Origin of the sequence: Streptomyces galbus (genome assembly GCF_005280195.1) — a bacterium.
Classification (GTDB): domain Bacteria; phylum Actinomycetota; class Actinomycetes; order Streptomycetales; family Streptomycetaceae; genus Streptomyces; species Streptomyces galbus.
Map to the genome: position 1 here is coordinate 71,502 of NZ_SZPR01000031.1, position 25,462 is coordinate 96,963.

A 25,462-nucleotide genomic window follows, 5' to 3' on the forward strand; every position below is an offset into this window, starting at 1 on the left:
CTCCCAAGATTCCTCGGCGGGGCCGGCTAGTCGACCGCCTGCATGCCCCGCTTGAGCTGTGGGCGGGATCGGCCGCTCCGCGACGTCGGACGTCTTGACACCCGCGGGGTCGTCGAATGAGCATCGAAGCGCTTCGAAAGCCCTCCCCCGCTCCAGCGCAAAGGGACACGCCACGTGACCGCATCCCCGCCGCCCACCCCGCCCTTCCGCGATCCGCGGCTGCCGTTCGCGAAGCGCGTCGACGACCTGCTGTCGCGGCTCACTCTCGACGAGAAGGTCTCCTTCCTGCACCAGTTCGCCCCGGCCGTGGAGCGTCTGGGCGTCGCCGCGTTCCGCACCGGCCAGGAGGCCCTGCACGGGGTGGCCTGGATGGGCCCCGCCACGGTGTTCCCGCAGGCCGTCGGGCTCGGCGCGACCTGGAACCCGGAGCTGGTGCGCCGGGTGGGCGAGGCGGTGTCCCGGGAGGTCCGCGCGATGCGCGCCCGCGACGGGCGGGTGGGCCTGAACGTCTGGTCGCCGACGGTCAACCTGCTGCGCCACCCGCTGTGGGGCCGCAACGAGGAGGGCTACTCCGAGGACCCGGAGCTGACCTCGGCGCTCGCCGCCGCCTACACCCGGGGCCTGCGCGGCGACCACCCGGTGTACTGGCGCACGGCCCCGGTGCTCAAGCACTGGCTGGCGCACAACAACGAGACCGGCCGGGACGTCACCTCGTCCTCGGTGCGCCCGCGGGTGCTGCACGAGTACGACCTGCCGGCGTTCCGCGCGACGGTCGAGGCGGGCGCGGTGGCCGGGGTGATGCCGGCGTACAACCTGGTCAACGGGCGCCCCAACCACGTCTCGCCGTACCTGCGCGAGCACCTGCGGACCTGGACCGACCAGGAGCTGCTGGTCTGCTCGGACGCGGGCGCGCCCTCCAACCTGGTGGACTCCGAGCACTACTTCGACAGCCACGAGGAGGCGACGGCCGCCGCGCTGGTGGCCGGCGTGGACAGCTTCACCGACCACGGCACGGACGGCTCGCTGATCGCGGCCCGGGTCCGGGGGGCGCTGGAGCGGGGGCTGCTGTCGCAGGCGGACGTCGACACGGCGGTGCGCCGCCAGCTCTCCGTACGGTTCCGCCTCGGCGAGTTCGACCCGCAGGACGACCCGCACGCGCACACCGGCGCCTTCGACACCCCGGAGCACCGCGAGCTCGCCCGGGAGGCGGCCGAGCAGGCGGTGGTGCTGCTGCGCAACGACGGGGTGCTGCCGCTCGCCCCGGACACCCGGCTCGCGGTGGTCGGCCTGCTCGCCGACGAGTGCAAACTCGACTGGTACAGCGGCACCCTGATCCACCGTTCGACACCGCTGGAGGGCCTGTACGAGCGGTTCGGCGCGGAGCGCGTGCGGTTCGCGGAGGGCGTGGACCGGGTCCGGCTGCGCACGTCCGCCGGGACGTTCCTGCACGTGCCGCCCGCCCCGGAGGCCCCCGGCACGGCACGGGGCGCCGAGGGCGCCCTGGACCCGGCGCTGCTCGCGGGGCGCACCGACCTGCCGCCGCTGACCACGGACGCCGTCGGCACCGAGTTCGCGCTGGTCGACTGGGGCGACGGGGTCCTCACACTGCGCGCGCCCGACGGCCGCTACCTGTCGGTGGCCGAGGACGGGTACGTGCGCGCGTCGGCCGACCAGCCCGGCGGCTGGGTCGTCCAGGAGACGTTCCGGCTGGAACACCGGGGGGAGCACGGGACCGGTCACCTCCTGCGGCACCTGGGAACGGGGCGTCCCGTCTCGGTCGTCGCCGACGGGGTGAAGGTCGCCGCGGAGACCGCGGAGACCCCAGGGACGGCGGGGACGGCGGGGACGGCGGGGACCGCTGACACCGCCGAGGTCTTCGAGGTCGTCGTCGCCGAGCGCGGGGCGGACGCGGTGCGCCGGGCCGCCGCGGACGCCGACGTGGTCGTGGTGGTGGCGGGCAACGACCCGCACATCCGCGGCCGGGAGACCGAGGACCGCACGACCCTGCGGCTGCCCGCGCACCAGGAGCGGCTGCTGGAGGCGGCCCGGGCCGCGAACCCGAGGACGGTCCTGGTGCTGGTGTCGGCGTACCCGTACGCGTTCGAGCCGGGGCGGCTCGCGGCCGCGCTGTGGACCGCGCACGGCGGCCAGGCGGCCGGCACGGCGCTGGCCCGGGTGCTGGCCGGGGACGTCGCGCCCGCGGGCCGGCTGCCGCAGACCTGGTACGCCGACGACGCCGACCTGCCGGACCTGCTCGACTACGACGTGATCGGCGGCCGCCAGACGTACCGGTACTTCGAGGGCACCCCGCTGTTCCCCTTCGGCCACGGCATGTCGTACGTGCCCTTCGCCTACGCCGACCTGGTCACCGCCGTCGGGGACGACGTGCTGCGGGTGTCCTTCACGCTCACCAACGCGGGGCACGCGGCGGCCGACGAGGTGGCCCAGCTCTACGCGCGCGCGGTGGAGCCCTCGGTGCCCCGGCCGCGCCGCGAACTCCTCGCCCACCGCCGGGTGACGCTGGCGCCCGGGGAGACGAGGCGGATCGAGTTCGCCGTGCCGCTGCGGGCGTTGGCGTTCTGGGACGTGGCGCGCGGCGACTGGCGCCTGGAGCCCGGCCGTCACGACGTCCTCGTGGGCGCCTCCTGCGAGGACGTCCGGCTGCGCGGCACCGTCACGCTCGACGGGGAGCCGGCGGCGCCCCGCCCGGTGCTCCGACGGGGCCTGTCCGCCGCCGACTTCGACGAGCACGCCGGGGCCGCGCTCGTGGACCGCACGAAGGTCTCCGGCGACGCGGTGACCCCGGCCTCCGGCGGTACGGCCGAACTGCTGTACCGGGCCTGCGACTTCGGCACCGGGGTGCGCACGGTCCGGCTGGAACTGGCGGGCGGCGCGGGCACGGTGGAGCTGTCGGCGGGCGGCGCGCGCGCCACCGTTCAGTCCCCCCGCACCCCGGGGCCGTACGCCTACTCCACCGTGGAGGCGCCGCTGCCCGTCGCGGGCGGGACGCACGACCTGCGCGTGACGCTGCGCGGCCCGCTGCGGCTGGCGCACCTCGGCTTCTCGGGCTGAGCGGCGCGGGCGGCAGGCCGGCACGACGACGGCCCGAGCCCCCGCACAGCGGGCTCGGGCCGTCGGCCGGGAGGGGTGGTTACAGGGCGAGCCCGGTCAGGACCAGGACGCGCTCGTAGGTGTAGTCCTCCATGGCGAACCGCACGCCCTCGCGGCCCACACCGGACTGCTTGGCACCGCCGTACGGCATCTGGTCGGCGCGGTAGGACGGGACGTCGCCGATGACCACGCCGCCGACCTCCAGGGCGCGGTGGGCCCGGAAGGCGACCTGGAGGTCGTGGGTGAACACGCCCGCCTGGAGGCCGTACTTGGAGTCGTTGACGGCGGCGAACGCCTCGGCCTCGCCGTCGACCTTCTGCACGGTGAGGACGGGTCCGAAGACCTCCTCGCAGGACAGGGTCGTGCCGGCCGGCACGTCGGTGAGGACGGTCGGCGCGTAGGAGGCGCCGTCGCGCTTGCCGCCGGTGAGGAGCTGGGCGCCGGCCTCGACGGCCTCGCTCACCCAGGACTCCACGCGCTTGGCGGCGTCCTCGCTGACCAGCGGGCCGACGTCGGTGGCGTCGTCGGCGGGGTCACCGGTGACCTGGGCCTCGACGGCGGCGACGATGCGCGGCAGCAGCCGGTCGTACACGGCGGCGTCGGCGATCACGCGCTGCACGGAGATGCAGGACTGGCCGCCCTGGTAGTTGGAGAAGGTCGCGATGCGGGTCGCGGCCCAGTCCAGGTCGGCGTCGCTCGCGTAGTCGGCGAGGACGACGGCCGCGCCGTTGCCGCCGAGCTCCAGCGTGCAGTGCTTGCGCGGCACCGAGTCCATGATCGCGTAGCCGACCTTCTCGGAGCCCGTGAAGGAGATGACCGGCAGGCGCTCGTCCTGGACGAGGTCGGCCATCCGGTCGTTGGGGACCGGGAGGATCGACCAGGAGCCGGCGGGCAGGTCGGTCTCGGCCAGCAGCTCACCGAGGATCAGCCCGGACAGCGGGGTGGCGGGCGCCGGCTTGAGGATGATCGGGGCGCCGGCGGCGATGGCCGGGGCGACCTTGTGGGCGCACAGGTTCAGCGGGAAGTTGAACGGCGCGATGCCGAGGACGACGCCCTTGGGGAAGCGGCGGGTCAGCGCCAGGCGGCCCTGGCCGCCGGCGTCGGTGTCCAGGCGCTGGGCCTCGCCGCCGTTGAAGCGCCGGGCCTCCTCCGCGGCGAAGCGGAACACCGAGACGGCGCGGCCGACCTCACCGCGGGCCCACTTGATCGGCTTGCCGTTCTCGGCGGAGATCAGCCGGGCGATCTCCTCGGTGCGCTCGGCCAGCCGCCGGCTGACGTGGTCCAGGGCGGCGGCCCGGACGTGGGCCGGGGTGGCCGCGAAGTCCTCGCGGACGGCGTACGCGGCGGCCACGGCCTCCTCGGTCTGGGCGTCCGTGGGCACGCTCACGGTGGCGACGGTCCGCCCGTCCCACGGCGAGGTGACCTCGAAGGTGTCCGTGCCGGTGGCCTGGCGGCCGGCGAGCCAGAAGGCGTGGGCGGCGCCCACGACGGGTTCCTGGGGCATGTGCGAGTCCCGGCCCTTCCGCATTGGGGATGTGCTGTGGCGTTCGGGGTCCACGGTAGGCGCGGCACCGGGCGGGGACGTTTGTCCGGGGCGTAGCAGTGCGGGGCCGGGGTGCGCCGGTTTGGCGTGATCGGCCTGCGCCCGCCGCACGACCCTCCCCAGCGCCCCGAGCAGCACCGCTCCCAGGCACCAGCTCGCCACGACGTCCAGCGGCCAGTGGAAGCCCCGCCGGACGAGCCCGTAGGACACTCCGAGGACGAGCAGCGCGCCCGCGGCGACGGCTCCCCGGCGGGCCCGGCCGGAGCGCAGCCAGGGCAGCAGGACCAGCACGGCGCCGCCGTACGCCAGGAGCGCGGTCGCGGTGTGGCCGGAGGGGAAGTACCCGGTGGCGGGGGGTTCGACGGGGGTCCCGGGCCGGTCGGTCCAGTCCTTCACGGGGACCACGACGAGCGGCACCAGCGCCAGGCACACCAGGGCCGCGACGGGCGGCAGCCACCAGCGCGCCAGGCCCGCCGCCCGCCCGCGCCGGGCCACGTACGCGGCGACGACCAGCAGCACCGGGAGGGCGACCTGCACGTCGCCCAGGTCGGACAGCAGCTCCCCCGCCCGGTCCGGCCGCACCAGCCACCGGCTGACCCGCTCGTCGGTCCGCAGCAGCGGCCCGTCGGCCAGGACCTGCCAGGTGAGCAGCGCGAACACCAGCGCGGGCACGGCGGACAGCGCCGGGGGCCACGGCCGGGTCCGCCCGGGGACGCGGCCGGCCTGCCGGGGCGGAGCGGGGGTGGACATGGGGCCAGCCTGTCAGAAAAGGAAAGGAGCCCGGACGGTGCCGGGCTCCCTGGTCCCCATGGGGGGCGGTGCGTGCCGAGAAGTGCCGAGAAGGAGGTCGGCCGCCCCGGAACAGGGGGGATGGTTCCGGGGCGGCCGTCCGGACCGGGTCGTCGCGCGCCCCGGGGGGTGTGGGGCGGGCGACCGTCCGATCGGTGGAGATCCGGGGCCTCACGGCTCCGGTGTGCGCGAGGGCACGGCCAGGCCGGAGCTGGGGAGGCCCCGGCCTGATGTCGCCCACAGTCCCCTGTGAGCGGGTGTATCTCTCATCTGGAACGAACCTACGGCAGGCTCCGGGCGGACGACAGGCTTCCCGGCGTCCCCCCATCCACCTCGCACACGTTCTTCACACGCCCTGCCGTCGGTGCACGTGAGAGGCCCGACAGACGTGCGTCGGGCCTCTCAGATGCGCGCGGGACGGTGCCCGGTCAGATGCGGGTGAACGCCTGCTCGATGATGTCCAGGCCCTCGTTCAGCAGGTCCTCGCCGATCACCAGCGGGGGCAGGAAGCGCAGCACGTTGCCGTAGGTGCCGCAGGTCAGGACGAGCAGGCCCTCCTGGTGGCAGGCCTTGGCCAGGGCGGCGGCCGCCTCGGCGTTCGGCTCCTTGGTGGCGCGGTCCTTGACCAGCTCGATGGCGATCATGGCGCCGCGGCCGCGGACGTCGCCGATGATGTCGAACTTCTCGGCCATGGCGGTGAGGCGGGCCTTCATGACCGCCTCGATCTCCTTCGCCCGGGCGTTGAGGTCGAGCTCCTTCATCGTCTCGATGGCGCCGAGCGCTCCGGCGCAGGCCACCGGGTTGCCGCCGTAGGTGCCGCCCAGGCCGCCCGCGTGCGCGGCGTCCATGATCTCGGCGCGGCCGGTCACGGCGGCCAGCGGCAGGCCGCCCGCGATGCCCTTGGCGGTGGTGATCAGGTCCGGGACGATGCCCTCGTCCTCGCAGGCGAACCACTGGCCGGTGCGGCAGAAGCCGGACTGGATCTCGTCGGCGACGAAGACGATGCCGTTGTCGGCGGCGAACCGGCGGATCGCGGGCAGGAAGCCCTTGGCCGGCTCGATGAAGCCGCCCTCGCCGAGCACCGGCTCGATGATGATGGCGGCCACGTTGTCCGCGCCGACCTGCTTGGTGATCTGGTCGATGGCCTGCGCGGCGGCCTCGGGGCCGGCGTTCTCCGGGCCGGTCGGCCAGCGGTAGCCGTAGGCGACCGGGACGCGGTAGACCTCGGGCGCGAACGGGCCGAAGCCGTGCTTGTACGGCATGTTCTTCGCGGTCAGCGCCATCGTCAGGTTGGTGCGGCCGTGGTAGCCGTGGTCGAAGACGACGACCGCCTGGCGCTTGGTGTAGGCGCGGGCGATCTTCACGGCGTTCTCGACGGCCTCGGCGCCGCTGTTGAACAGGGCCGACTTCTTCGCGTGGTCACCCGGGGTGAGCTCGGCCAGCGCCTCGGCGACGGCCACGTAGCCCTCGTAGGGGGTGACCATGAAACAGGTGTGGGTGAAGTCGGCGAGCTGCGCGGACGCGCGGCGCACCACGGCCTCGGCGGAGGCGCCGACGGTCGTCACGGCGATGCCGGAGCCGAAGTCGATCAGGCTGTTGCCGTCGACGTCCTCGATCACGCCGCCGCCCGCGCGCGTGACGAACACCGGCAGCGTGGAGCCCACGCCCTGCGCGACCGCGGCGACGCGACGGGCCTGCAGCTCCTGCGACTTCGGGCCGGGAATGGCGGTGACGACGCGGCGCTCCTGCGGAAGTGCGGTCATGAGGGGCTCCTGGGGGGTCTTGCGGACTCGTGCCTTGTTTTCTCGCAGGCTAGGCCGGGCGCCCGGGGGTGGGCATGCTCCATGTGGGCGTTTTCCCGGACCCGGCTTGTCCGTGGTGGACATAGAGGACCCGCGGCCGTGCCACGGCGGAGCAGGGGCCCGGCGTGCCCGAGCGGGGGACCGGACGGGCGGCGGGGGCGCGCTGCGGGCGCGTAAGCGGTGAACTGCCCTTGCCGGGGCGTTAGATTGACCGCTGACGGTGGACGGAACGGCTGGTCAGGGGGCAACGGCGATGAACAGCGACGGGACACAGGACGCGCGCGGCACGCACGCGAACCCCGTGCCACGCCCCACGGCACCGCCCGAACCCCCCGCGACCCGCCCCGACCTGCCCCCGCCCCCGGCCGCACCGCCCGCGGGGCCGTCCGGTCACTCCGCCGGTCAGCCCGGCCGGCCCGCCGTGCCGCCGCCGCCCGGGCGGGCGCCCGGCACGCCTCCGCCCCCGGCCGCCGCCCCGCCCTCCGCCGTCGCCGACTGGCTGGACGCCCCGCGCCCCGAGGCCCGCCCGGGCATCTGGCGCCACGGCTACCGGCTGCCGAAGGGCGCGGACGCCCCGGAGCGGCTCGCGCCGGTCACCGTCGTCGGCATGCTGGTCCCGCTGGTGGCGGCGCTGGTGCTGTGGTCGCTGTGGCGGCGGGGCAGCCTGCCGTACCAGTTCTCGGTGCTGCGCCTGTTCACGCCGGACGACTGGTGGTGGGGCGGCACCATCGCCTCGCCGAGGACCATGGACGGCGCCGAGGCCCGGGTGGTCTACGACGGCGTGTTCTTCGCGGTGCTGCTGTACGCCATGGGCCGGCTCGGGAGCTGGCCCGACACCGTGCGCCACCTCGTCGGCCGCCGCCCCCAGCCCGCCCGCGCCCTGCTCGCCGCGCTGGCCGCCCTGGTCACGCTGAGCTTCGTCTTCCCGGACGCGTTCGGCGTCGGCTGGAACGCCCTGCCGGTCGTCGACCCGCTGTTCTCCCTCGTCGTGCTGGTCTCCGGCGGCTACGAGCTGTTCGCGTCGCCGCTGTTCACCGACTCGCTGTACACGGTCATCACCCTGCTCGTGCTGTGGCCGTTCGCGCGCCTCGGCGGCTGGCTGCCGTACGCCAAGGAGCGCCTCGCGGCCCGCAGGGCCGCCGCCGCGCCGAGCGCGCCGCGGCCCGTGGCACGCCCCCGCTCCCAGTGGCCCGCCCTGCGCGACGCCGGGCAGGAGGAGGCCGCCGACCTGCTCACCGCCGAGGTGGCCGGCGGCCGGATGAACGACGTCGACTGCGCGCGGATCGACCTCGCCTTCGCCGCCGCCCGCCGCGACGCCGGGCTCGCCGCCTTCCGGGACACGGTGCTGCGCCAGGGCGGCGCCGCCTGGACGCACCCCTCGGGCGCCCGCGACCTGCCCCGCCGTTCGGCCCGGCACGACCTGCTCGCGGACCAGGTGCGCATCGGCCGCTGGGTGGCCGCCGAGCGCTCCCCGCTGCCGTACCACGACGCCGGCGCCGCCCTCGGGCCCGAGGTGCTGGGCACCTCGCTGCTCGCGGTCGGCCCGTCCGGGTCCGGCAAGACACGCACCCTGGTGGAGCCGGTGACCGAGGCGCTGGCGCTGCAGGCGCTCACCGGGCGGTGCGCCGTGGTCGCGGTGCCGGCGCCCGGCGCGCGGCTCGGCTCCGACTCCGCCTTCGACGTCGTCGTCCGCGTCGGCGACCCGGCCTCGGTGTACGACCTGGACCCCTACGCCGAGTCCGACGACCCGGACGAGGCCGCCGCGATCCTCGCCGAGGCGCTGGTCGGCGACCTCGACACGGTCGGCGCGCAGGGCGCGGCCACCGCGCTCGCCCAGCTCCTCGGCCCGTACCGGGCGGTGCACGGCCGCTTCCCGACCCTGCCCGCGCTGCGGGAGCTGCTGGAGGGCGAACCGGCGGCGGTGGCCGCGCTGCGCGAGGCGCTCGCCGGGCACGAGGTGATGCGCCGCGAGCTGGAGGCGCGGGTGCGGCAGACCGGCGTCCCGGGTGACGCGGGCCGGGCGCTCGCCGACCGGCTGGCGCTGCTGGACCGGCCGGCCTTCGCGGACTTCTTCGGCGGGGGCGGCGCCCAGCGGCCCTTCTCGCTGCGGGCCGTGGCCCACCATCCGCTGCGGGTCCGGGTGGACCTGCCGGAGCGGGGCCACGAGGAGGCCGGGCGGCTGCTGACCCGGCTGGTCCTCGCGCAGTTCCACGCCGTGGTCCGGCAGGGGCCGCGCACGCACTTCGCCTGTCTGGTCCTGGACGACGCCACGGGCGCGATCACCCCGGAGTCGGTGCGCCGCGTCCAGCGGCTGCGCTCGCAGAACGCGGGCGTGCTGCTCACCCTGCGCACGATCGGCGACGTCCCGGAGGCGCTGCACGGGCCCCTGTACGGGGCCGTCGGCTGCCGGATGGCGTTCAGCGGGGTCACCACCTGGGACGGCAACCGGTTCGCGCAGACCTGGGGCACCGAGTGGGTGGAGACCACGGAGGTCGCCCAGCACACCGTGTTCGCCGACCAGCCGATGACCCGGGCCATCCACGCCCTGCGCAAGCTGGTGACCGGCAAGGCGGTCACCACGGACGCGGTGACCGTGCGGCAGGTCGAGCGGGAGCGCTGGTCGGCGTCGCAGCTGGCGCACGAGGTGCCGCCGGGGCACGCGGTGCTGTCCCTGACGACCGTGACGGGCGAGCACGCTCCCCCGCTGCTGGTGGACCTGCGGGGCTGAGGCCCCGCGGGGCGGGCGGCGTCGCGGGGCCGGGGGTCGAACGGACGCACGGCACTCCTCCAGTGAGGCAGAATCGCCACAGGCCCTTCGTACGTTGTGGCCAAACGATCACCTGACGACGACGTCCGCCGACCTGAAGGCGCCATGCCCCCCACCCTCGCCTCGCTCGTCCACCACTCCGCGCTCAAGCTGACCGTGCGCGCGGGCGAGGACCGCCTCGACGTGCCCGTGCGCTGGGCGCACGTCAGCGAACTCGCCGACCCCGTGCCGTACATGGAGGGCGGGGAGCTGCTGCTGATCACCGCGCTGAAGCTGGACGCGGAGGACCCGGAGGCGATGCGGCGCTACGTACGGCGCCTGGCCGGGGCCGGGGTGGTCGGGCTCGGCTTCGCGGTCGGGGTGAACTACGACGAGGTGCCCGCGGCGCTGGTCGACGCCGCCGAGGAGGAGGGGCTGCCGCTGCTGGAGGTGCCCCGCCGCACGCCGTTCCTGGCGATCAGCAAGGCGGTGTCGGCGGCGATCGCGGCCGACCAGTACCGGGCGGTCACCGCGGGCTTCGCGGCGCAGCGCGAGCTGACCCGGCAGGCGCTCACGGCCGGACCCGAGGGCGTGCTCGCCGCGCTCGCGCAGCAGGTCGACGGCTGGGCGGCGCTGTACGACGCCTCGGGCGCCGTCGTGGCGGCCGCGCCGGAGTGGGCGGGCCGCAGGGCGGCGCGGCTGACGTCGGAGGTGGAGCGGCTGCGGGAGCGGCCGGCGCCGGCGTCCTCGGTGGTGGGCGGCCCCGGCGGCGCCGACGCCGACGACCGGGTCGAGCTGCACTCGCTGGGCACCGGCCGCCGCCCGCGGGCCGCCCTCGCGGTCGGCACGGCGGCCGCCCCGGGCACGGCCGAGCGCTACGCGGTGCACTCGGCGATCGCCCTGCTCACCCTGGTCACGGAGCGCTCGCGCTCGCTGCACGCGGCCGAGCAGCGGATCGGCGCGGCGGTGCTGCGCATGCTCCTCGCGGGCGAGCCGGACCACGCCCGCGCGGTCGCCGGCGGCCTGTACGGCGAGCTGCTGGACGCCCCGTTCCGGATGATCGTCGCGGAGGCGGCGCCCGGCCCGTCGGCCCGCGCCCACGCCGAGGGGCCCGCCCGCCCGCGCGGGGCCGCGCCGAAGACCGCGGAGGCCGCCGGGGCCCCCCTGGACGCGCTCACGGAGGCGCTGGAGGCGGCCGCGGCCCGCTCCGGTGAGGCGGTGCTGGTGGTCCCGGAGGGCGAGCGGCTGGTCGTGCTGGCGCCGGACGGCGGGGCCGCGGTGGGCGCGTGCGCGGACTTCGCGGCGGCGCTGGAGGCCGGGCGGCCGGCGGGCGGGGCCCGCGAGGCGGGGGACGACGGCGAGCTGGTCGTCGGCCTGTCGGCGCCGGCCGGGCCGATCGCGGCGGCCGCCGCCTACAAGCAGGCCGAACAGGCGCTGTCGGTGGCGCGCCGGCGGGGCCGGGTGTGCGTGGAGCACGAGCAGCTCGCCGCCGGTTCGGTGCTGCCGCTGCTCGCGGACGACGCGGTGCGCGCGTTCGCGGACGGCCTGCTGCGGGCGCTGCACGAGCACGACGCGACCGGGCGCGGCGACCTGGTGGCCTCGCTGCGGGCGTGGCTGTCCCGGCACGGCCAGTGGGACGCCGCCGCGGCCGACCTCGGGGTCCACCGGCACACGCTGCGCTACCGGATGCGCCGGGTGGAGGAGATCCTCGGCCGTTCCCTGGACGACCCGGACGTGCGCATGGAGCTGTGGCTGGCGCTGAAGGCGACGTCGGCGGACCAGGGCCCGGGGGCGTCCGCCCGCGCGTGACCTGGCCGCCCGGCGCTCTTCTCCGAGGTCCCTCAGGTCTCCTCACCCCGGGCGCGCTGGGCGGCCGCCTCGTGCAAGGCCAGTTCCAGGAGTGCGGGGTCGGTGAGGGTGCCGGAGCCGTCCGGCGGCACCAGCCAGCGCACGCCCCGGGCCGCCCGGCCGGGGTACGGCACGACGATCCAGGTACCGCTGCCGGCCGTGCGGATGCCGGTGCCGACCCAGCGGGCGGCGGTGCCCGGCGGGACGAAGAACCCCATCCGGTCGTCGCCGAAGTCGACCAGCACCGGGCCGGGCCGGTCCAGGACGCGGGTGAGCACGTCGAGCGTGGGGTAGCCGAGCGCGCCCGGCAGGATCAGGACGTCCCAGGCCCGGCCCGCGGGCAGCAGCGCGACCCCGTGGGGGTTGCGCTCCCATTCCCAGCGGCACGCCTCGGGGTCCGGTGCGACGGATGCGAGCCATTCGACCGCCGTCTTCGCCCCAGTCATCTGACGACCTCCCTGTCTGTCGTGGACGCGGTCGCGTCACGAGGGAGAGGAAGGTTCCCGCCGGGCATTACGCGGGTCCGGCCCACTTTTTGCGGTGAGCCGGGTCACGCCGGGGCCCCGTCAGCTGTCGAAGCCCAGGCCCAGCCGGTCCATGGTCCGCAGCCACAGGTTGCGCCGCCCGCCGTGCGCGTCGGCGCGGGCCAGCGACCACTTGGTGAGGGCGATGCCGGTCCAGGCGAACGGCTCGGGCGGGAAGGGCAGCGGCTTCCTGCGGACCATCTCCAGCTCGGTCCGCTCGGTGCGCTCCCCCGCGAGCAGGTCGAGCATCACCTCGGCGCCGAACCGGGTCGCGCCCACCCCGAGGCCCGTGTAGCCGGCCGCGTAGGCCACCTTGCCCTGGTGGGCGGTGCCGAAGAACGCGGAGAAGCGGGAGCAGGTGTCGATGGCGCCGCCCCACGCGTGCGTGAAGCGCACCCCCTCGAGCTGCGGGAAGCAGGTGAAGAAGTGCCCGGCGAGCTTGGCGTAGGTCTCGGGCCGGTCGTCGTACTCGGCGCGGACCCGGCCGCCGTAGGGGTAGATCGCGTCGTAGCCTCCCCACAGGATGCGGTGGTCGGCGGACAGCCGGAAGTAGTGGAACTGGTTGGCCGAGTCCCCGAGGCCCTGCCGGTTCTCCCAGCCGACCGACTTCAGCTGCTCGGGCGTCAGCGGCTCGGTCATCAGCGCGTAGTCGTAGACGGGGACGGTGTAGGCGCGCACCCGCCGGACCAGGCTGGGGAAGACGTTCGTGCCGAGGGCCACCCGGCGGGCGCGGACGCGCCCGTAGGGGGTGCGCACCGCCATGCCGGCGCCGTACGGCTCGAGGGTGAGCGCGGGGGTGTGCTCGTACACGCGCACGCCCAGGCGCAGGCAGGCCCGCTTCAGGCCCCAGGCGAGCTTGGCGGGGTGCAGCATGGCCACGCCCCGGCGGTCCCACAGCCCGGCCCGGAAGGTGGGTGAGGCGACCTGGGCGCGCACCGCGTCGGCGTCCAGGAACTCGACGCCGTCGGCCAGGCCCCGGCGCTCGGTCTCCTCGTACCAGTCGCGCAGTTCCTGCGCCTGGTAGGGCTCGGTGGCGACGTCGATCTCGCCGGTGCGCTCGAAGTCGCAGTCGATGCCGTGGCGGGCGATCGCCCGCTCGATCTCGTCGAGGTTGCGGGCGCCGAGCCGCTGGAGGGTGTGGATCTCGTCCGGCCAGCGGGCGAGCCCGTTGGCCAGGCCGTGGGTGAGGGAGGCGGCGCAGAAGCCGCCGTTGCGGCCCGAGGCGGCCCAGCCCGCCTCGCGGCCCTCGATCAGGACCACGTCCCGCTGCGGGTCGCGCTCCTTGGCGACGAGCGCGGTCCACAGGCCGCTGTAGCCGCCGCCGACGACGAGCAGGTCGCAGGTCTCGGCGCCGGTGAGGGCGGGTTCCGGGTGGGGCCTGCCGGGGTCTTCCAGCCAGTACGGGACCGGCCGGGCTTCGGAGAGTGCCTTCGTCCAGTGATGGTCAGAACTCATGGCGCGTGGGGCCATGATGTCAACTCCCTACGGTTTTCCGGATCACGCCTTGCGCTTGGTGCGGCGGTTGCTGATGACCATGGCGGTCAGGACGAGCAGGACGGCGACGAGGAACATGGCCGTCCCGATGACGTTGATCTGCACGGGCGTCCCGCGCTGGGCCGAGCCCCAGACGAACATCGGGAAGGTCACCGTCGAGCCCGCGTTGAAGTTGGTGATGATGAAGTCGTCGAAGGACAGCGCGAAGGCGAGCAGCGCGCCGGCGGCGATGCCGGGGGCCGCGATGGGCAGGGTGACCCGCAGGAAGGTCTGCAGGGGCCCGGCGTACAGGTCGCGGGCGGCCTCCTCCAGGCGCGGGTCCATCGACATCACGCGGGCCTTGACGGCGACGACGACGAAGCTGAGGCAGAACATGATGTGGGCGATCAGGATCGTCCAGAAGCCGAGCCGGGCGCCCAGGTTGAGGAACAGGGTGAGCAGCGAGGCGGCCATGACGACCTCGGGCATCGCCATCGGCAGGAAGATCATCGAGTTCACGGCGCCGCGGGCCCGGAAGCGGTAGCGGACCAGCGCGAAGGCGATCATCGAGCCGAGGGCGGTCGCGCCGATCGTCGCCCAAAGGGCGATCTGCAGGCTGATCGACAGCGAGCCGCACAGGCCGGACACCCCGCAGGGGTCCTGCCAGGCGTCGGTGGAGAACTGCTGCCACTCGTAGTTGAAGCGGCCCTTGGGCTTGTTGAAGGAGAACACCGTGACGACGACGTTCGGCAGCAGCAGGTAGCCGAGCGTGATCAGTCCGGCGATGACGACCAGCCGGCGCTTGAGCCAGGTGACGACGGGCATCAGACCAGATCCTCCGTCCCGGACCTGCGGATGTAGAAGGTGACCATGAGCAGGATCGCCGCCATGAGGATGAACGACAGGGCGGCGGCGGTCGGGTAGTCGAGGACCCGCAGGAACTGGGTCTGGATGACGTTGCCGATCATGCGGGTGTCGGTGGAGCCGAGCAGTTCGGCGTTGACGTAGTCGCCGGAGGCGGGGATGAACGTCAGCAGGGTCCCGGAGACCACGCCCGGCATCGACAGCGGGAAGGTCACCTTGCGGAAGGTCGTCGAGGGCTTGGCGTACAGGTCTCCGGCGGCCTCGTGCAGCCGCCCGTCGATGCGCTCCAGCGAGGTGTACAGCGGCAGGATCATGAACGGCAGGAAGTTGTACGTCAGTCCGCACACCACCGCGAGCGGGGTGGCGAGGACGCGGTCGCCGGCCGTCCAGCCGAGCCAGTCGGTGACGTCCAGCACGTGCAGGGTGTTGAGCGCCCCCACGACCGGTCCGCCGTCGGCGAGGATCGTCTTCCAGGCGAGGGTGCGGATCAGGAAGCTGGTGAAGAACGGCGCGATCACCAGGATCATGATCAGGTTGCGCCAGCGGCCCGCGCGGAAGGCGATCAGGTAGGCAAGCGGGTAGCCGAGGAGCAGGCACAGGACGGTCGCGGCGGCCGCGTACAGCACCGAGCGCAGGGCCTGCGGCCAGTAGTCGCCCAGCGCGTTCCAGTAGGTCGCGAAGTGCCAGGTGACCTTGTAGCCCTGTTCCAGGGAGCCGGTCTGCACGGACGTGGACGCCTGATAGATCATCGGCAGCGCGAAGAACACCACCAGCCAGAGCAGTCCGGGCAGCAGCAGCCAGTACGGGGTCCAGCGGCCGCGCCGGCGCGGCGGCTTCTTCGCGGGGGCGGCCGGGGTGAGGGGCGGGGGCGCCTCGGTGAGCGTCGACATCGCTACGCGGCCTCTTCCTCGACGGACCCCACGCCCGCGTCGATGTCCTGGTCGGCGTCGAGACCGAAGGTGTGCGCCGGGCTCCAGTGCAGGACGACTTCCGCGCCGGGCACCAGGCGGCCGTCGCGCTCGACGTTCTGCGCGTACACCGCGAGTTCGGGGCAGACCGCGCTGTCGACGACGTACTGCGTGGAGACGCCGATGAAGCTGGCGTCGGCGATCGTGCCGGTGATGCGGTTGCGGCCCTCGGGGATGGAGCCGGCGTCGTCCGCGTGGGTCAGGGCGATCTTCTCGGGGCGCACCCCGACCAGCACCTTCCCGCCGGCCGCGGTGGGCGCGGTACAGCGGGCCGCGGGCAGGACGAGCTTGCCGCCGCCGGCCCTGAGGACGATGTCGTCGCCGCTGCGGGTGTCGACCTCGGCCTGGATCAGGTTGGAGGTGCCGAGGAAGTTCGCGACGAACGTGGACCGCGGGTTCTCGTAGAGGTCGGCGGGAGCGCCGAGCTGCTCCACGCGGCCGGCGTTCATCACGGCGACCGTGTCGGCCATGGTCATGGCCTCCTCCTGGTCGTGCGTGACGTGGACGAAGGTGATGCCGACCTCGGTCTGGATGCGCTTGAGCTCGAGCTGCATCTGGCGGCGCAGCTTCAGGTCCAGGGCGCCGAGGGGCTCGTCGAGGAGCAGCACCTTGGGGTGGTTGATCAGCGCGCGGGCCACCGCGACGCGCTGCTGCTGGCCGCCGGAGAGCTGGTGCGGCTTCTTGCGCGCCTGCTCGCCGAGCTGGACCAGCTCCAGCATGTCCTCGACCTGCTTCTTCACGCTCTTGATGCCGCGCCGGCGCAGGCCGAAGGCGACGTTCTCGAAGATGTCGAGGTGCGGGAAGAGGGCGTAGGACTGGAACACCGTGTTCACCGGGCGCTTGTAGGGCGGCAGGCGGGTGACGTCCTGGTCGCCGAGGTGGACGGTGCCCGTGGTGGGCTCCTCCAGGCCGGCGATCATGCGCAGGGTGGTGGTCTTGCCGCAGCCCGAGGCGCCGAGCAGCGCGAAGAACGAGCCCTGGGGCACGGTCAGGTCCAGGGGGTGGACGGCGGTGAAGGAGCCGTAGGTCTTGCCGATGCCGGTCAGGCGGACGTCGCCGCCGCTGTCGTTCGTGGTCTTCATCGTGGTCACGCCCCAGTGAGCTTCGCGAACTTCGCTTCGAATGCGGTCTCTTCCTTCGCGCTCAGCGAGCGGAAGGCGTGCGACTTGGCCTGCATGGCCTTGTCGGGGATGATCAGCGGGTTGTTCGCCGCGTCCGGGTCGATCTTCGCCAGGTAGGGCTTCACGCCGTCCACCGGGCAGACGTAGTTGATGTAGGCGGCGAGCTCGGCGGCGGCCTGCGGCTCGTAGTAGTAGTCGATCAGCCGCTCGGCGTTGGTCTTGTGCCGGGCCTTGTTGGGAATCAGCAGGTTGTCGCTGGACGTCAGGTAGCCGCTGTCCGGCACGATGAAGTCGACGTCGGGGCTGTCCGCCTTGAGCTGGACGACGTCACCGGCCCACGCCAGGCACGCCGCGAGGTCGCCCTTGGTGAGGTCGGAGGTGTAGTCGTTGCCGGTGAAGCGGCGGATCTGGCCGCTGTCGACGCCCTTCTGCAGGCGGGCGATCGCCGCGTCGTAGTCGTCGGCGGTGAACGCCGCCGGGTCCTTGCCGAGGTCCAGCAGCGTCATGCCGACGGTGTCGCGCATCTCGGTGAGGAAGCCGACCCGGCCCTTGAGCTCGGGGTTGTCGAGCAGGTCGGAGACCGACCTCACCTCGACGCCGTCCAGCGCCTTCTTGTTGAAGGCGATCACCGTGGAGATGCCCTGCCACGGGTAAGAGTAGGCGCGCCCGGGGTCCCAGTCGGGGGTGCGGAACTGGCCGGAGAGGTTGGCGAAGGCGTGCGGCAGGTTGGCCGGGTCCAGCTTCTGCACCCAGCCCAGGCGGATCAGGCGGGCGGCCAGCCAGTCCGTGAGGACGATCAGGTCGCGGCCGGTGTCCTGGCCGGCGGCGAGCTGCGGCTTGATCTTGCCGAAGAACTCGTTGTTGTCGTTGATGTCCTCGGTGTACGTGACCTTGATGCCGGTGCGCTGGGTGAAGGCGTCGAGGGTCGGGTGGTGCTTGCCGCTGTCGTCGACGTCCATGTACTCGGTCCAGTTGGAGAAGGAGATCCTCTTCTCCTGCGCCGAGTGGTCCTCGGCGGACGTGCCGCCCGCCGTCTTGCCCGCCGCGGGGATGCCGCAGGCGCTCAGCGACCCGAGGCCGCCCAGCGCCAGCGCGCCGCCCGCGGAGGCGCGCAGCAGCGACCGGCGGGTCAGGGCCGCCCGGCCGGTGCGGAGGCTGCGCCGCATCGCGGCCACCTGGGCCGGTGAGAGGCGGTCGTCGGGCTCGTACTGCTCCATGCGCGTGGTGCCCTTCCGGGAGGGTCGGCCGCCGGTCCAGCGGCCCGTTGGCTATCGGTCCCCGAAGACGGTGCGGTGCCAGTCCTTCGCGGCCACCGCCGTGTTGTCGAACATAACGTGCTTGATCTGGGTGTACTCCTCGAACGAGTACGAGGACATGTCCTTGCCGAAGCCGGACTGCCCGAAGCCTCCGTGCGGCATCTCGCTGATGATCGGGATGTGGTCGTTGACCCACACGCAGCCGGCCCTGATCTCGCGGGTCGCCCGGTTCGCCCGGAAGACGTCCCGGGTCCACGCGGACGCCGCCAGCCCGTACGGGGTGTCGTTGGCGAGGCGGAGGCCGTCGTCGTCGGTGTCGAAGGGCAGCACCACGAGGACCGGGCCGAAGATCTCCGCCTGGACGATCTCGCTGTCCTGGGGCGCGTCGGCGACCAGCGTGGGGCGATAGTACGCGCCGTTCCTGAGATCCCCCTGGGGTACTTCGCCGCCGGTCACCACGCGCGCGTAGGCGCGGGCCCGGTCGACGAAGCCGGCCACGCGGTCGCGCTGGGCGGACGAGACCAGCGGGCCGAGGTCGGTGCCGGACGCGAAGGGGTCGCCGAGCCGGACGGTCTCCATCAGGGCGGCCGTGCGTGCCACGAACGCCTCGTACAGGGGCCGCTGCACGTACGCGCGCGTGGCGGCCGTGCAGTCCTGCCCGGTGTTGATGAGCGAGCCCGCGACCGCGCCGTGGGCGGCGGCCTCCAGGTCGGCGTCGTCGAAGACCACGAAGGGCGCCTTGCCGCCGAGCTCCAGGTGCAGGCGCTTGACGGAGGCCGTGGCGATCTCGGCGACGCGCCGGCCGACCGCGGTGGAGCCGGTGAAGGAGGTCATGGCCACGTCCGGGTGGCCGACCAGGTGCTCGCCCGCCTCCCGGCCGGTGCCGGTGACGACGTTGACCACGCCGTCGGGGATGCCGGCGGCGGTGGCGGCCTCGGCGAACAGCAGCGAGGTCAGCGGGGTGAGCTCGGCGGGCTTGAGCACGATCGTGTTGCCCGCCGCGATCGCCGGGAGGACCTTCCACGCCGCCATCTGCAGCGGGTAGTTCCACGGCGCGATGGAGCCGACGACACCGATGGGCTCGCGGCGCACGTACGAGGTGTGGTCGCCGGAGTACTCGCCGGCCGACAGCCCGGCCAGGTGGCGGGCCGCGCCGGCGAAGAACGCGGTGTTGTCGATCGTCCCCGGCACGTCGAACTCACGGGTGAGCTTCAGCGGCTTGCCGCACTGCAGGGACTCGGCGCGGGCCAGATCCTCGGCGCGGTCGGCGAGCACGGCGGCGAAGCGGTGCAGCGCGTCGGAGCGCTCGCCGGGAGTGGCCCCGGCCCAGCCCGGGAAGGCGGCGCGCGCCGCGGCGACCGCCGCGTCGACGTCGTCGGTGCTCGCCAGCGCGTACGTCAGGACGCCGCGGCCGGTGGCCGGGTCGACCACGGTGTGCGTGGCGGCCGAGGTGCCGTGGCGGTAGCGGCCGGCGATGAACTGCGCGCCCTGGGCGAAACGTTCCTGAGCGGGAAAGGCGGGAAGGGCGGTGGTTCCGTCGGATCCGTCCACGGTGGCGGTGTCCGGGTTCTGCATGTCGCTCTCCTGAGCCGTCGCCCCGCAGGTGCACGGGGGTGGGGTGGCGTAGCTCCAGCTCGATTTGAGTGCCGATCCTGACAGAGCGATGAGACCCTCACAAGGGATTCCGTTGTTGCCTTTCGGTTACGCGACGGAATCTGTCGACCAGGTGTCGAGTCGACGCGGAAAAGGGCGGACGCAGTGTCCGTGGTGCCTGCGACACTCACGTGCATGGTGAACGACACGGGGAGGATCGACACCCGGGAGTCCCTGATCAGGGCGCTCCGTGCGGGGTCGACGGTGAAGTACCTCTACTTCTGGGGGCACCGGCCGCGGCCGGACGGACGCGTCGGGCCGAGCTGTCTGAGCCAGTGGTGGCCGTCACCCTTCGTGGTCGACGGGGTCGCCTACGCGACGGCCGAGCACTGGATGATGGCCGGCAAGGCACGGCTCTTCGCGGACGCCGAGGCCGAGCGGCGGGTCCTGGCCGCGGAGCATCCCGCGGAGGCGAAGAAGGCCGGGCGGCTGGTGCGGGACTTCGACGACGCGACGTGGCAGCGTGAGCGGTTCGGGATCGTCGTCGAGGGCAGCGTGCACAAGTTCGCGTCCGACCCCGCGCTGCGGGAGTTCTTGCTGAACACCGGCGAGCGGGTGCTGGTCGAGGCCAGCCCGGTGGACCGGGTCTGGGGCATCGGGCTGACGGCGGACGACGAGGCGGCGGGCGACCCGGAGCGGTGGCGGGGGCCGAACCTGCTGGGCTTCGCACTGATGGAGGCGCGCAGACGGCTGCGGGAGGAAGCGGGCTGACCTGCAGGTGTGTCGTCGTCGGTCAGGTCGGCTCGCGACGCCTGATCCGGCCTGACCGACGACACACCCCCTACCCGAGGACCAGCGCCAGGATCACGCCCACGCCCATCAGCGCCCCCGCCGCGCCGCAGATGATTCCGGCCAGGGCGTGCCCCGGGTTGGTGGCCTCGCCTTTGGCCGCCTTCCCTCTGCCCGTCGCTCCGAAGATCACGGCGAGGACGCCCAGCACGATGGCCAGGGGCCACAGGCAGAACCCGACGGCCGAGACGATGCCGCACACCAGCGCGGCGGTGCCCATGCCGTTGCTCGGGGGCGGCGTCCCGGGCCACCCGTAGTACACCGGGGCGGCGGGGGCGCCGGGGTAGCCCTGCGGGGGCGGGAACCCGGGCCCGCCCGGGTAGCCCTGCGGAGGCGGGAACCCGGGCCCGCCCGGGTAGCCCTGCGGAGGCGGGAACCCGGGCCCGCCCGGGTAGCCGTACGGCACCTGCCCGGGACCGCCGGGGGCGAGGGGCGGCGGCGGGACCGGGCCGTCCTGCGGGGTGACGGGGTGCGGGGCACCGGCGTAGGGGCCGGCGCCGTACGGGTGGTACGGGGCGTACGGGCCGCTGTGCGGTGGGGGTGCGGGAGGGCCGGGGGTGCGGTCGGAGGGCGGGGCGAAGGGGTCTGCGGGCGGGACGAAGGGGTCGGGGGTGACGGGCTGGGTGTGCGGTGCCGGGGGCGCCGGCGGCTGGGTGTCCTGGGGGACGCCCGCAGTCCCCGTCGGCGCGCTCGGGGCGGTCGGCTCCGCCGGTGCGGGGTCCTTGTCGAGGGACAGCCGCGCCACCGCCGTGTCCGGGTGGTGGGTGTCGGGCAGCGCCTGTCCGGCCTCCCCGCCACCCTGCTCCACCTGCTCTGGTGCCTCCCGCTCGGCCGGTGACGGGCCGGGAGGTGTCCGGTCCTGCGGTGCGCCGGTCGGCGTCGCGTCCTCGGACATGGTGGAGCCCCCTCCGTCGTACGTTCCGTCATGCTAAGGCCCCGACCCACAGTGCCTGCCTCCCGGCCTACGATGATCCGCGAGACACCGATCAGCCGATCACCCGCGTCCCGTCCGACGGCCACCGCCGCGAGGGGCGCCGTCCCGGGGAGGACCCCTTGACCGACCACCGCGACACACCCGCCGGCGCCGAGCCCACCGCTCCGACCGGCCCCACCACCCCCGACGCCGCCCGCGTCCCCCGGGACCTGCACGCCTTCATCGCCGGGCTGCCCAAGGCCGAGCTGCACGTCCACCACGTCGGGTCCGCCTCCCCGCGCATCGTCTCCGAGCTGGCCGCCCGGCACCCCGACTCCAAGGTGCCCACCGACCCCGAGGCCCTGGCGGACTACTTCACGTTCACGGACTTCGCCCACTTCATCGAGGTCTACCTGTCGGTCGTCGACCTGATCCGCACGCCCGAGGACGTCCGCCTGCTGACGTACGAGGTGGCCCGGGAGCTGCACCGGCAGCAGGTGCGGTACGCGGAGCTGACCATCACGCCGTACTCGTCCGTGCGGCGCGGCATCGACGAGCGGGCCTTCATGGACGCCGTCGAGGACGCGCGCAAGGCGGCCGAGGCCGAGTTCGGCACGGTGCTGCGCTGGTGCTTCGACATCCCCGGCGAGGCCGGTCTCGAGTCGGCCGAGGTGACGGCGCGGCTCGCCACCGACGACCGGGTGCGTCCGGAGGGGCTCGTCTCGTTCGGGCTCGGCGGCCCGGAGATCGGCGTCCCGCGCCCGCAGTTCAAGCCGTACTTCGACCGGGCCATCGCCGCCGGCCTGCACTCCGTGCCGCACGCCGGGGAGACGACCGGCCCGGAGACGGTCTGGGACGCGCTGAACCACCTGCGCGCCGAGCGCATCGGGCACGGCACCAGCTCCGCACGCGACGAGAAGCTGCTGGCCCACCTAGCCGAGCGGCGCATCCCGCTGGAGGTGTGCCCGACCTCGAACATCGCCACGCGCGCGGTCCGCTCGCTCGACGAGCACCCGATCCGGGAGTTCGTCCGGGCCGGCGTCCCGGTCACGATCAACTCCGACGACCCGCCGATGTTCGGCACCGACCTGAACAACGAGTACGCGGTCGCCGCCCGCCTCCTCGACCTCGACGAGCGCGGCCTGGCCGAGCTCGCCAAGAACGCGGTGGAGGCGTCCTTCCTCGACGCCGCCGGCAAGACCCGCATCGCGGACGAGATCGACGCCTACACGACGCGCTGGCTCACCGTCTGACCCGCGGGACCCGCTCGCCCACCACAATGGGCGCATGCAATCCGTGACTGCGGTGGCCCACCGGGGCGACCCCTACCGCTTCCGCGAGAACACCCTCGACTCCCTGCGTTCCGCGCTCCGCCTGGGCGCGGACGCGGTGGAGGTCGACGTACGGCTCACCCGGGACGGCGTGCCGGTGCTCCTGCACGACGACACACTCGACCGGCTGTGGGAGCACGACCGCCCGCTGCGCGCGCTCACCGCCGCCGAGGTGCGCGAGGCGACCGGGGGCCGGGTGCCGACGCTGGCCGAGGCGCTGGCGGCGACCGACGGCAGCCGGGTGATGCTGGACCTGCCCGGCACCCGGGAGGTCCGCGCGGCGCGCCGGGTGGTGGACGCCGTACGGGAGGCCGGGGCGCAGGACCGCGTCTACTACTGCGCGGACGCCGAGGCGATGCTGGCGGTGCGGGGCGCCGACCCGTCCGCCGAGATCGCGCTGACCTGCACGAGCCTCGCTCCCCCGCGTCCGGCGCTGCTGGACGCGGTCCGGCCGCGCTGGCTCAACTACCGCTGGTCCCTGGTGGACCACGCCCTCGCGGCCCGTGTCCACCACGCGGGCCTGCTGCTGTCCGTGTGGACCCCCGACACCCGGCGCGCCATGCGCCGCCTGCTCGACCTGGGCGTGGACTCGATCACCACCAACCGCGTCGACGTCCTGTGCGCGCTGAAGGAAGCGTGACCGAGGCGAGCGTGACCGGCCCCGGCCTCTAGGGAAGAACCCCGGCAACTCCCCTTCTTTTATGGGGGGTTGGTCGGGGACCGGTCAGGGACGCGTTTCCTCCTCGGCGACGATCCGTGCGGGTCCCGCCGCGCCGAGGATGATCGCGGAGCCCCTCCCGACGCCTCGGCCCCCAGGAGTCCCGCATGCGTGTGCAGCGCCGTACGACCGTCCTCGCCCTCTCCGTCGCCCTGCTGGCCGCCGCCGGCCCCTTGGCGGTACCCGCGTCGGCCGCACCGGCCGCGCCCTCACCGGTGACCGCCCAGGCGGTGGCCGGGCCGGACGCCGCCGCGCTGCGGGCCGCGCTGGCCGGGCTGCCGGACGGCGACGCCACCGCGGCGCTGGTCCGGGTCGGCGGCCACGACGGCCGCTGGCGCGGCAGCGCGGGGGTGCACGACCTGGCGAGCGGCCGGCCGGCGGATCCGCGGACCCGCTTCCGGGCGGGCTCCACGACCAAGGTGGTGACGGCGGCGGCCGTGCTGCGCCTCGCGGCGGACGGCCGCGTCGACCTCGACGCGCCCGTGCAGCACTATCTGCCGGGCCTGCTCGGCACGGCGTTCCGGCCCGTCAGCGTGCGGCAGTTGCTCAACCACACCAGCGGCATCCCGGCGGGTGACGGACTCGGCGACTCCTTCGAGGAGCTGTACGCCCACCGCTTCGAGTACCTCACCCCGCGCCAGGTCGTGGCCTCGGCGGTGGCCAAGGGCCCGGAGTTCGCCCCGGGGACGCGGCAGCACTACCTCAACATCAACTACACCGTGCTCGGGCTGCTGGTCGCGAAGGTCACGGGCCGGCCGTACCCCTCCGCCGCCACCGCCCTGGTCCTGCGCCCCGCCGGAATGCGCGACACCTATTTCCCCGGCGTCGACCCGCGCATCGAGGGTCCGCACAACCACGGCTACCAGAAGGTGCAACGCGCCGACGGCACCACGGAGTTCCTGGACGTCACCGACTGGGTCCCGGCCGACGAGGCGGCCGGCGGGATGATCTCCACGACGGCCGACCTCGAACGGCTGCTGACCCGGCTGTTCCGCGGTGAGCTGGTGCCCGGCCCGCAGCTGGAGGAGATGTTCACCGTGCCCGCGGACATCCCCGGCGCCAGTTACTCGGCAGGGCTGCAGCGGTTCGAGCACAACGGCCGGGTCTACTGGCTCAAGTCGGGCGCCCGGTACGGCTACAGCACCCTGCTCGCCGCGACCCGCGACCTGAGCCGCACCCTGGTGTACTCCGTCAACGCGACGGACGCGAAGGGCGAGGGCCTGAGCGCGGTGGCGCAGCGGATCGCCCTGGCCGCGCTCAAGTAGCCGCCAGCCGCTGGATCTTCCTGCGCACCACCCACAGCGGGAGCACGCCGAACACCCCGAACGACAGGTCGACGACCGTCCACCAGAAGGGGATGCCGCGCACCGGTCCGCAGATCAGGGCGAGCGGGACGACGCCGGCACAGGCGATCATGCCGAACTCCACGACCCAGATGTTGCGGACCGGGTCACGGTAGGGCCCCCAGAACGCGACCGCGATGACCAGGTGGGCGAAGGCCAGCCAGTCCGTGCCGTACAGCACGAAGGGGTACTCGGCGTCGGTCGCGTCGAGACCCTGCCGCACCCGCGCGATCCAGTGCATCAGCCCGGGCAGGTGCTCCGGCACGGACAGGCTCCGCAACAGGCTCTCCGCCCAGCGCAGTTCGTGGACGAGCGGGAAGGCCGTGGCGCCGCTGAGCACCAGGCAGACGACGAAGAAGACCAGCCACGCGCGGATGCCCTTGAGCAGGGCGGCTCTGTCGCTCATGGCCCGAGCGTACGCCGTTCTTGAACATGTTCAAAACCAACCCTCCGTCGTCTGCGTCGTCCCGCCGGGCCCTCAGCTCTGGGCGCGGAAACCGCGCAGCCGCAGCGAGTTGCTCACCACGAAGACCGACGAGAAGGCCATCGCGGCGCCCGCGATCATCGGGTTGAGCAGTCCGGCCGCGGCGAGCGGCAGCGCGGCGACGTTGTACGCGAAGGCCCAGAACAGGTTGGAGCGGATGGTGCCCAGGGTCCGCCGGGCGAGGCG

The 25,462-nt window shown here is 74.1% G+C and carries 19 protein-coding genes and 1 pseudogene; 7 read left to right on the top strand and 13 right to left on the bottom strand.

Translation table 11 applies throughout. The features are described from left to right. Positions 1 to 174: 174 nt before the first annotated feature. Positions 175 to 3,072, top strand: coding sequence for a glycoside hydrolase family 3 protein (locus E4U92_RS30970; protein WP_137303760.1), 2,898 nt, complete (start codon positions 175 to 177; stop codon positions 3,070 to 3,072). A gap of 79 nt (positions 3,073 to 3,151) precedes the next feature. On the opposite strand, the gene E4U92_RS36365 is transcribed toward E4U92_RS30970, so the two are convergent. The 3 genes and pseudogenes from E4U92_RS36365 to gabT all read right to left on the bottom strand — a co-directional run bounded on the left by E4U92_RS36365 (position 3,152) and on the right by gabT (position 7,206). Next, a complete protein-coding gene (locus tag E4U92_RS36365) occupies positions 3,152 to 4,615 on the bottom strand; it encodes an aldehyde dehydrogenase family protein (RefSeq protein WP_373311636.1) in 1,464 nt (487 codons plus the stop codon). 204 nt (positions 4,616 to 4,819) lie between these two features. Next, positions 4,820 to 5,404, bottom strand: a pseudogene (locus tag E4U92_RS36370) (phosphatase PAP2 family protein); the annotation flags it as partial. Between the two features lie 467 nt (positions 5,405 to 5,871). Continuing rightward, positions 5,872 to 7,206 carry a 4-aminobutyrate--2-oxoglutarate transaminase gene (gene gabT / locus E4U92_RS30985; RefSeq protein ID WP_137303762.1) on the bottom strand — a complete coding sequence of 445 codons (1,335 nt, stop codon included), beginning with the start codon at positions 7,204 to 7,206 and terminating at the stop codon, positions 5,872 to 5,874. Positions 7,207 to 7,498: 292 nt separating this feature from the next. On the opposite strand from gabT, the gene E4U92_RS30990 reads away from it, so the two are divergent. Continuing rightward, positions 7,499 to 9,973, top strand: a complete 2,475-nt coding sequence (locus E4U92_RS30990) for an ATP/GTP-binding protein (RefSeq protein ID WP_137303763.1) — start codon at positions 7,499 to 7,501, stop codon at positions 9,971 to 9,973. A 144-nt stretch (positions 9,974 to 10,117) separates the two neighbouring features. Continuing rightward, the gene (locus E4U92_RS30995; protein ID WP_137303764.1) at positions 10,118 to 11,800 is read left to right on the top strand and encodes a PucR family transcriptional regulator; all 1,683 of its coding nucleotides are present in this window, start codon (positions 10,118 to 10,120) and stop codon (positions 11,798 to 11,800) included. A gap of 32 nt (positions 11,801 to 11,832) precedes the next feature. On the opposite strand, the gene E4U92_RS31000 is transcribed toward E4U92_RS30995, so the two are convergent. The 7 genes from E4U92_RS31000 to E4U92_RS31030 all read right to left on the bottom strand — a co-directional run bounded on the left by E4U92_RS31000 (position 11,833) and on the right by E4U92_RS31030 (position 19,620). After that, a complete protein-coding gene (locus E4U92_RS31000) occupies positions 11,833 to 12,285 on the bottom strand; it encodes a hypothetical protein (RefSeq protein WP_137303765.1) in 453 nt (150 codons plus the stop codon). A 120-nt stretch (positions 12,286 to 12,405) separates the two neighbouring features. After that, positions 12,406 to 13,833, bottom strand: coding sequence for an NAD(P)/FAD-dependent oxidoreductase (locus E4U92_RS31005; RefSeq protein WP_137303766.1), 1,428 nt, complete (start codon positions 13,831 to 13,833; stop codon positions 12,406 to 12,408). Between the two features lie 27 nt (positions 13,834 to 13,860). Continuing rightward, entirely contained in the window at positions 13,861 to 14,661 is an 801-nt protein-coding gene (locus tag E4U92_RS31010; protein ID WP_137303767.1) for an ABC transporter permease, read from the bottom strand. Next, on the bottom strand, positions 14,661 to 15,590 hold the full coding sequence (locus tag E4U92_RS31015; protein ID WP_137303768.1) for an ABC transporter permease: 930 nt from the start codon (positions 15,588 to 15,590) through the stop codon (positions 14,661 to 14,663). Before E4U92_RS31015 ends, E4U92_RS31010 begins: the two co-directional genes overlap by 1 nt. A 2-nt stretch (positions 15,591 to 15,592) precedes the next feature. Further along, positions 15,593 to 16,759 carry an ABC transporter ATP-binding protein gene (locus tag E4U92_RS31020; RefSeq protein ID WP_137303769.1) on the bottom strand — a complete coding sequence of 389 codons (1,167 nt, stop codon included), beginning with the start codon at positions 16,757 to 16,759 and terminating at the stop codon, positions 15,593 to 15,595. Beyond that, the gene (locus tag E4U92_RS31025) at positions 16,756 to 18,006 is read right to left on the bottom strand and encodes a polyamine ABC transporter substrate-binding protein (RefSeq protein ID WP_137303770.1); all 1,251 of its coding nucleotides are present in this window, start codon (positions 18,004 to 18,006) and stop codon (positions 16,756 to 16,758) included. Before E4U92_RS31025 ends, E4U92_RS31020 begins: the two co-directional genes overlap by 4 nt. Positions 18,007 to 18,057: 51 nt before the next feature. Continuing rightward, on the bottom strand, positions 18,058 to 19,620 hold the full coding sequence (locus E4U92_RS31030) for a gamma-aminobutyraldehyde dehydrogenase (protein ID WP_137303771.1): 1,563 nt from the start codon (positions 19,618 to 19,620) through the stop codon (positions 18,058 to 18,060). A gap of 213 nt (positions 19,621 to 19,833) precedes the next feature. On the opposite strand from E4U92_RS31030, the gene E4U92_RS31035 reads away from it, so the two are divergent. After that, entirely contained in the window at positions 19,834 to 20,409 is a 576-nt protein-coding gene (locus tag E4U92_RS31035; protein ID WP_137303772.1) for an NADAR family protein, read from the top strand. 70 nt (positions 20,410 to 20,479) lie between these two features. Here E4U92_RS31035 and E4U92_RS36880 read toward each other — a convergent pair whose 3' ends face one another. After that, positions 20,480 to 21,382, bottom strand: a complete 903-nt coding sequence (locus E4U92_RS36880) for a DUF4190 domain-containing protein (RefSeq protein ID WP_174864093.1) — start codon at positions 21,380 to 21,382, stop codon at positions 20,480 to 20,482. A 98-nt stretch (positions 21,383 to 21,480) separates the two neighbouring features. Between E4U92_RS36880 and E4U92_RS31045 the strand changes: the two genes are divergently transcribed. The 3 genes from E4U92_RS31045 (at position 21,481) to E4U92_RS31055 (ending at position 24,714) form a co-directional block, all read left to right on the top strand. Beyond that, a complete protein-coding gene (locus tag E4U92_RS31045) occupies positions 21,481 to 22,653 on the top strand; it encodes an adenosine deaminase (protein ID WP_137303943.1) in 1,173 nt (390 codons plus the stop codon). A 34-nt stretch (positions 22,654 to 22,687) separates the two neighbouring features. Beyond that, positions 22,688 to 23,371, top strand: a complete 684-nt coding sequence (locus E4U92_RS31050; protein WP_137303773.1) for a glycerophosphodiester phosphodiesterase — start codon at positions 22,688 to 22,690, stop codon at positions 23,369 to 23,371. 185 nt (positions 23,372 to 23,556) lie between these two features. Beyond that, the gene (locus E4U92_RS31055; protein WP_137303774.1) at positions 23,557 to 24,714 is read left to right on the top strand and encodes a serine hydrolase domain-containing protein; all 1,158 of its coding nucleotides are present in this window, start codon (positions 23,557 to 23,559) and stop codon (positions 24,712 to 24,714) included. Here E4U92_RS31055 and E4U92_RS31060 read toward each other — a convergent pair. Both E4U92_RS31060 and E4U92_RS36070 read right to left on the bottom strand, forming a co-directional pair. Then, entirely contained in the window at positions 24,707 to 25,198 is a 492-nt protein-coding gene (locus E4U92_RS31060; RefSeq protein ID WP_137303775.1) for a hypothetical protein, read from the bottom strand. The genes E4U92_RS31055 and E4U92_RS31060 overlap by 8 nt on opposite strands. A 72-nt stretch (positions 25,199 to 25,270) precedes the next feature. Beyond that, positions 25,271 to 25,462 (bottom strand): hypothetical protein (locus tag E4U92_RS36070; RefSeq protein ID WP_168725231.1); only part of this gene is annotated, 192 nt, incomplete at its 5' end.

What these genes read in the sequence shown, in the direction of transcription:
- E4U92_RS36365 (WP_373311636.1), bottom strand. Translation starts at nt 4,615, where the DNA reads ATGCCCCAGGAACCCGTCGTGGGCGCCGCCCACGCCTTCTGGCTCGCC.
- gabT (WP_137303762.1), bottom strand. Translation starts at nt 7,206, where the DNA reads ATGACCGCACTTCCGCAGGAGCGCCGCGTCGTCACCGCCATTCCCGGC.
- E4U92_RS30990 (WP_137303763.1), top strand. Translation starts at nt 7,499, where the DNA reads ATGAACAGCGACGGGACACAGGACGCGCGCGGCACGCACGCGAACCCC.
- E4U92_RS30995 (WP_137303764.1), top strand. Translation starts at nt 10,118, where the DNA reads ATGCCCCCCACCCTCGCCTCGCTCGTCCACCACTCCGCGCTCAAGCTG.
- E4U92_RS31000 (WP_137303765.1), bottom strand. Translation starts at nt 12,285, where the DNA reads ATGACTGGGGCGAAGACGGCGGTCGAATGGCTCGCATCCGTCGCACCG.
- E4U92_RS31005 (WP_137303766.1), bottom strand. Translation starts at nt 13,833, where the DNA reads ATGGCCCCACGCGCCATGAGTTCTGACCATCACTGGACGAAGGCACTC.
- E4U92_RS31010 (WP_137303767.1), bottom strand. Translation starts at nt 14,661, where the DNA reads ATGCCCGTCGTCACCTGGCTCAAGCGCCGGCTGGTCGTCATCGCCGGA.
- E4U92_RS31015 (WP_137303768.1), bottom strand. Translation starts at nt 15,590, where the DNA reads ATGTCGACGCTCACCGAGGCGCCCCCGCCCCTCACCCCGGCCGCCCCC.
- E4U92_RS31025 (WP_137303770.1), bottom strand. Translation starts at nt 18,006, where the DNA reads ATGGAGCAGTACGAGCCCGACGACCGCCTCTCACCGGCCCAGGTGGCC.
- E4U92_RS31030 (WP_137303771.1), bottom strand. Translation starts at nt 19,620, where the DNA reads ATGCAGAACCCGGACACCGCCACCGTGGACGGATCCGACGGAACCACC.
- E4U92_RS31035 (WP_137303772.1), top strand. Translation starts at nt 19,834, where the DNA reads ATGGTGAACGACACGGGGAGGATCGACACCCGGGAGTCCCTGATCAGG.
- E4U92_RS36880 (WP_174864093.1), bottom strand. Translation starts at nt 21,382, where the DNA reads ATGTCCGAGGACGCGACGCCGACCGGCGCACCGCAGGACCGGACACCT.
- E4U92_RS31050 (WP_137303773.1), top strand. Translation starts at nt 22,688, where the DNA reads ATGCAATCCGTGACTGCGGTGGCCCACCGGGGCGACCCCTACCGCTTC.
- E4U92_RS31055 (WP_137303774.1), top strand. Translation starts at nt 23,557, where the DNA reads ATGCGTGTGCAGCGCCGTACGACCGTCCTCGCCCTCTCCGTCGCCCTG.
- E4U92_RS31060 (WP_137303775.1), bottom strand. Translation starts at nt 25,198, where the DNA reads ATGAGCGACAGAGCCGCCCTGCTCAAGGGCATCCGCGCGTGGCTGGTC.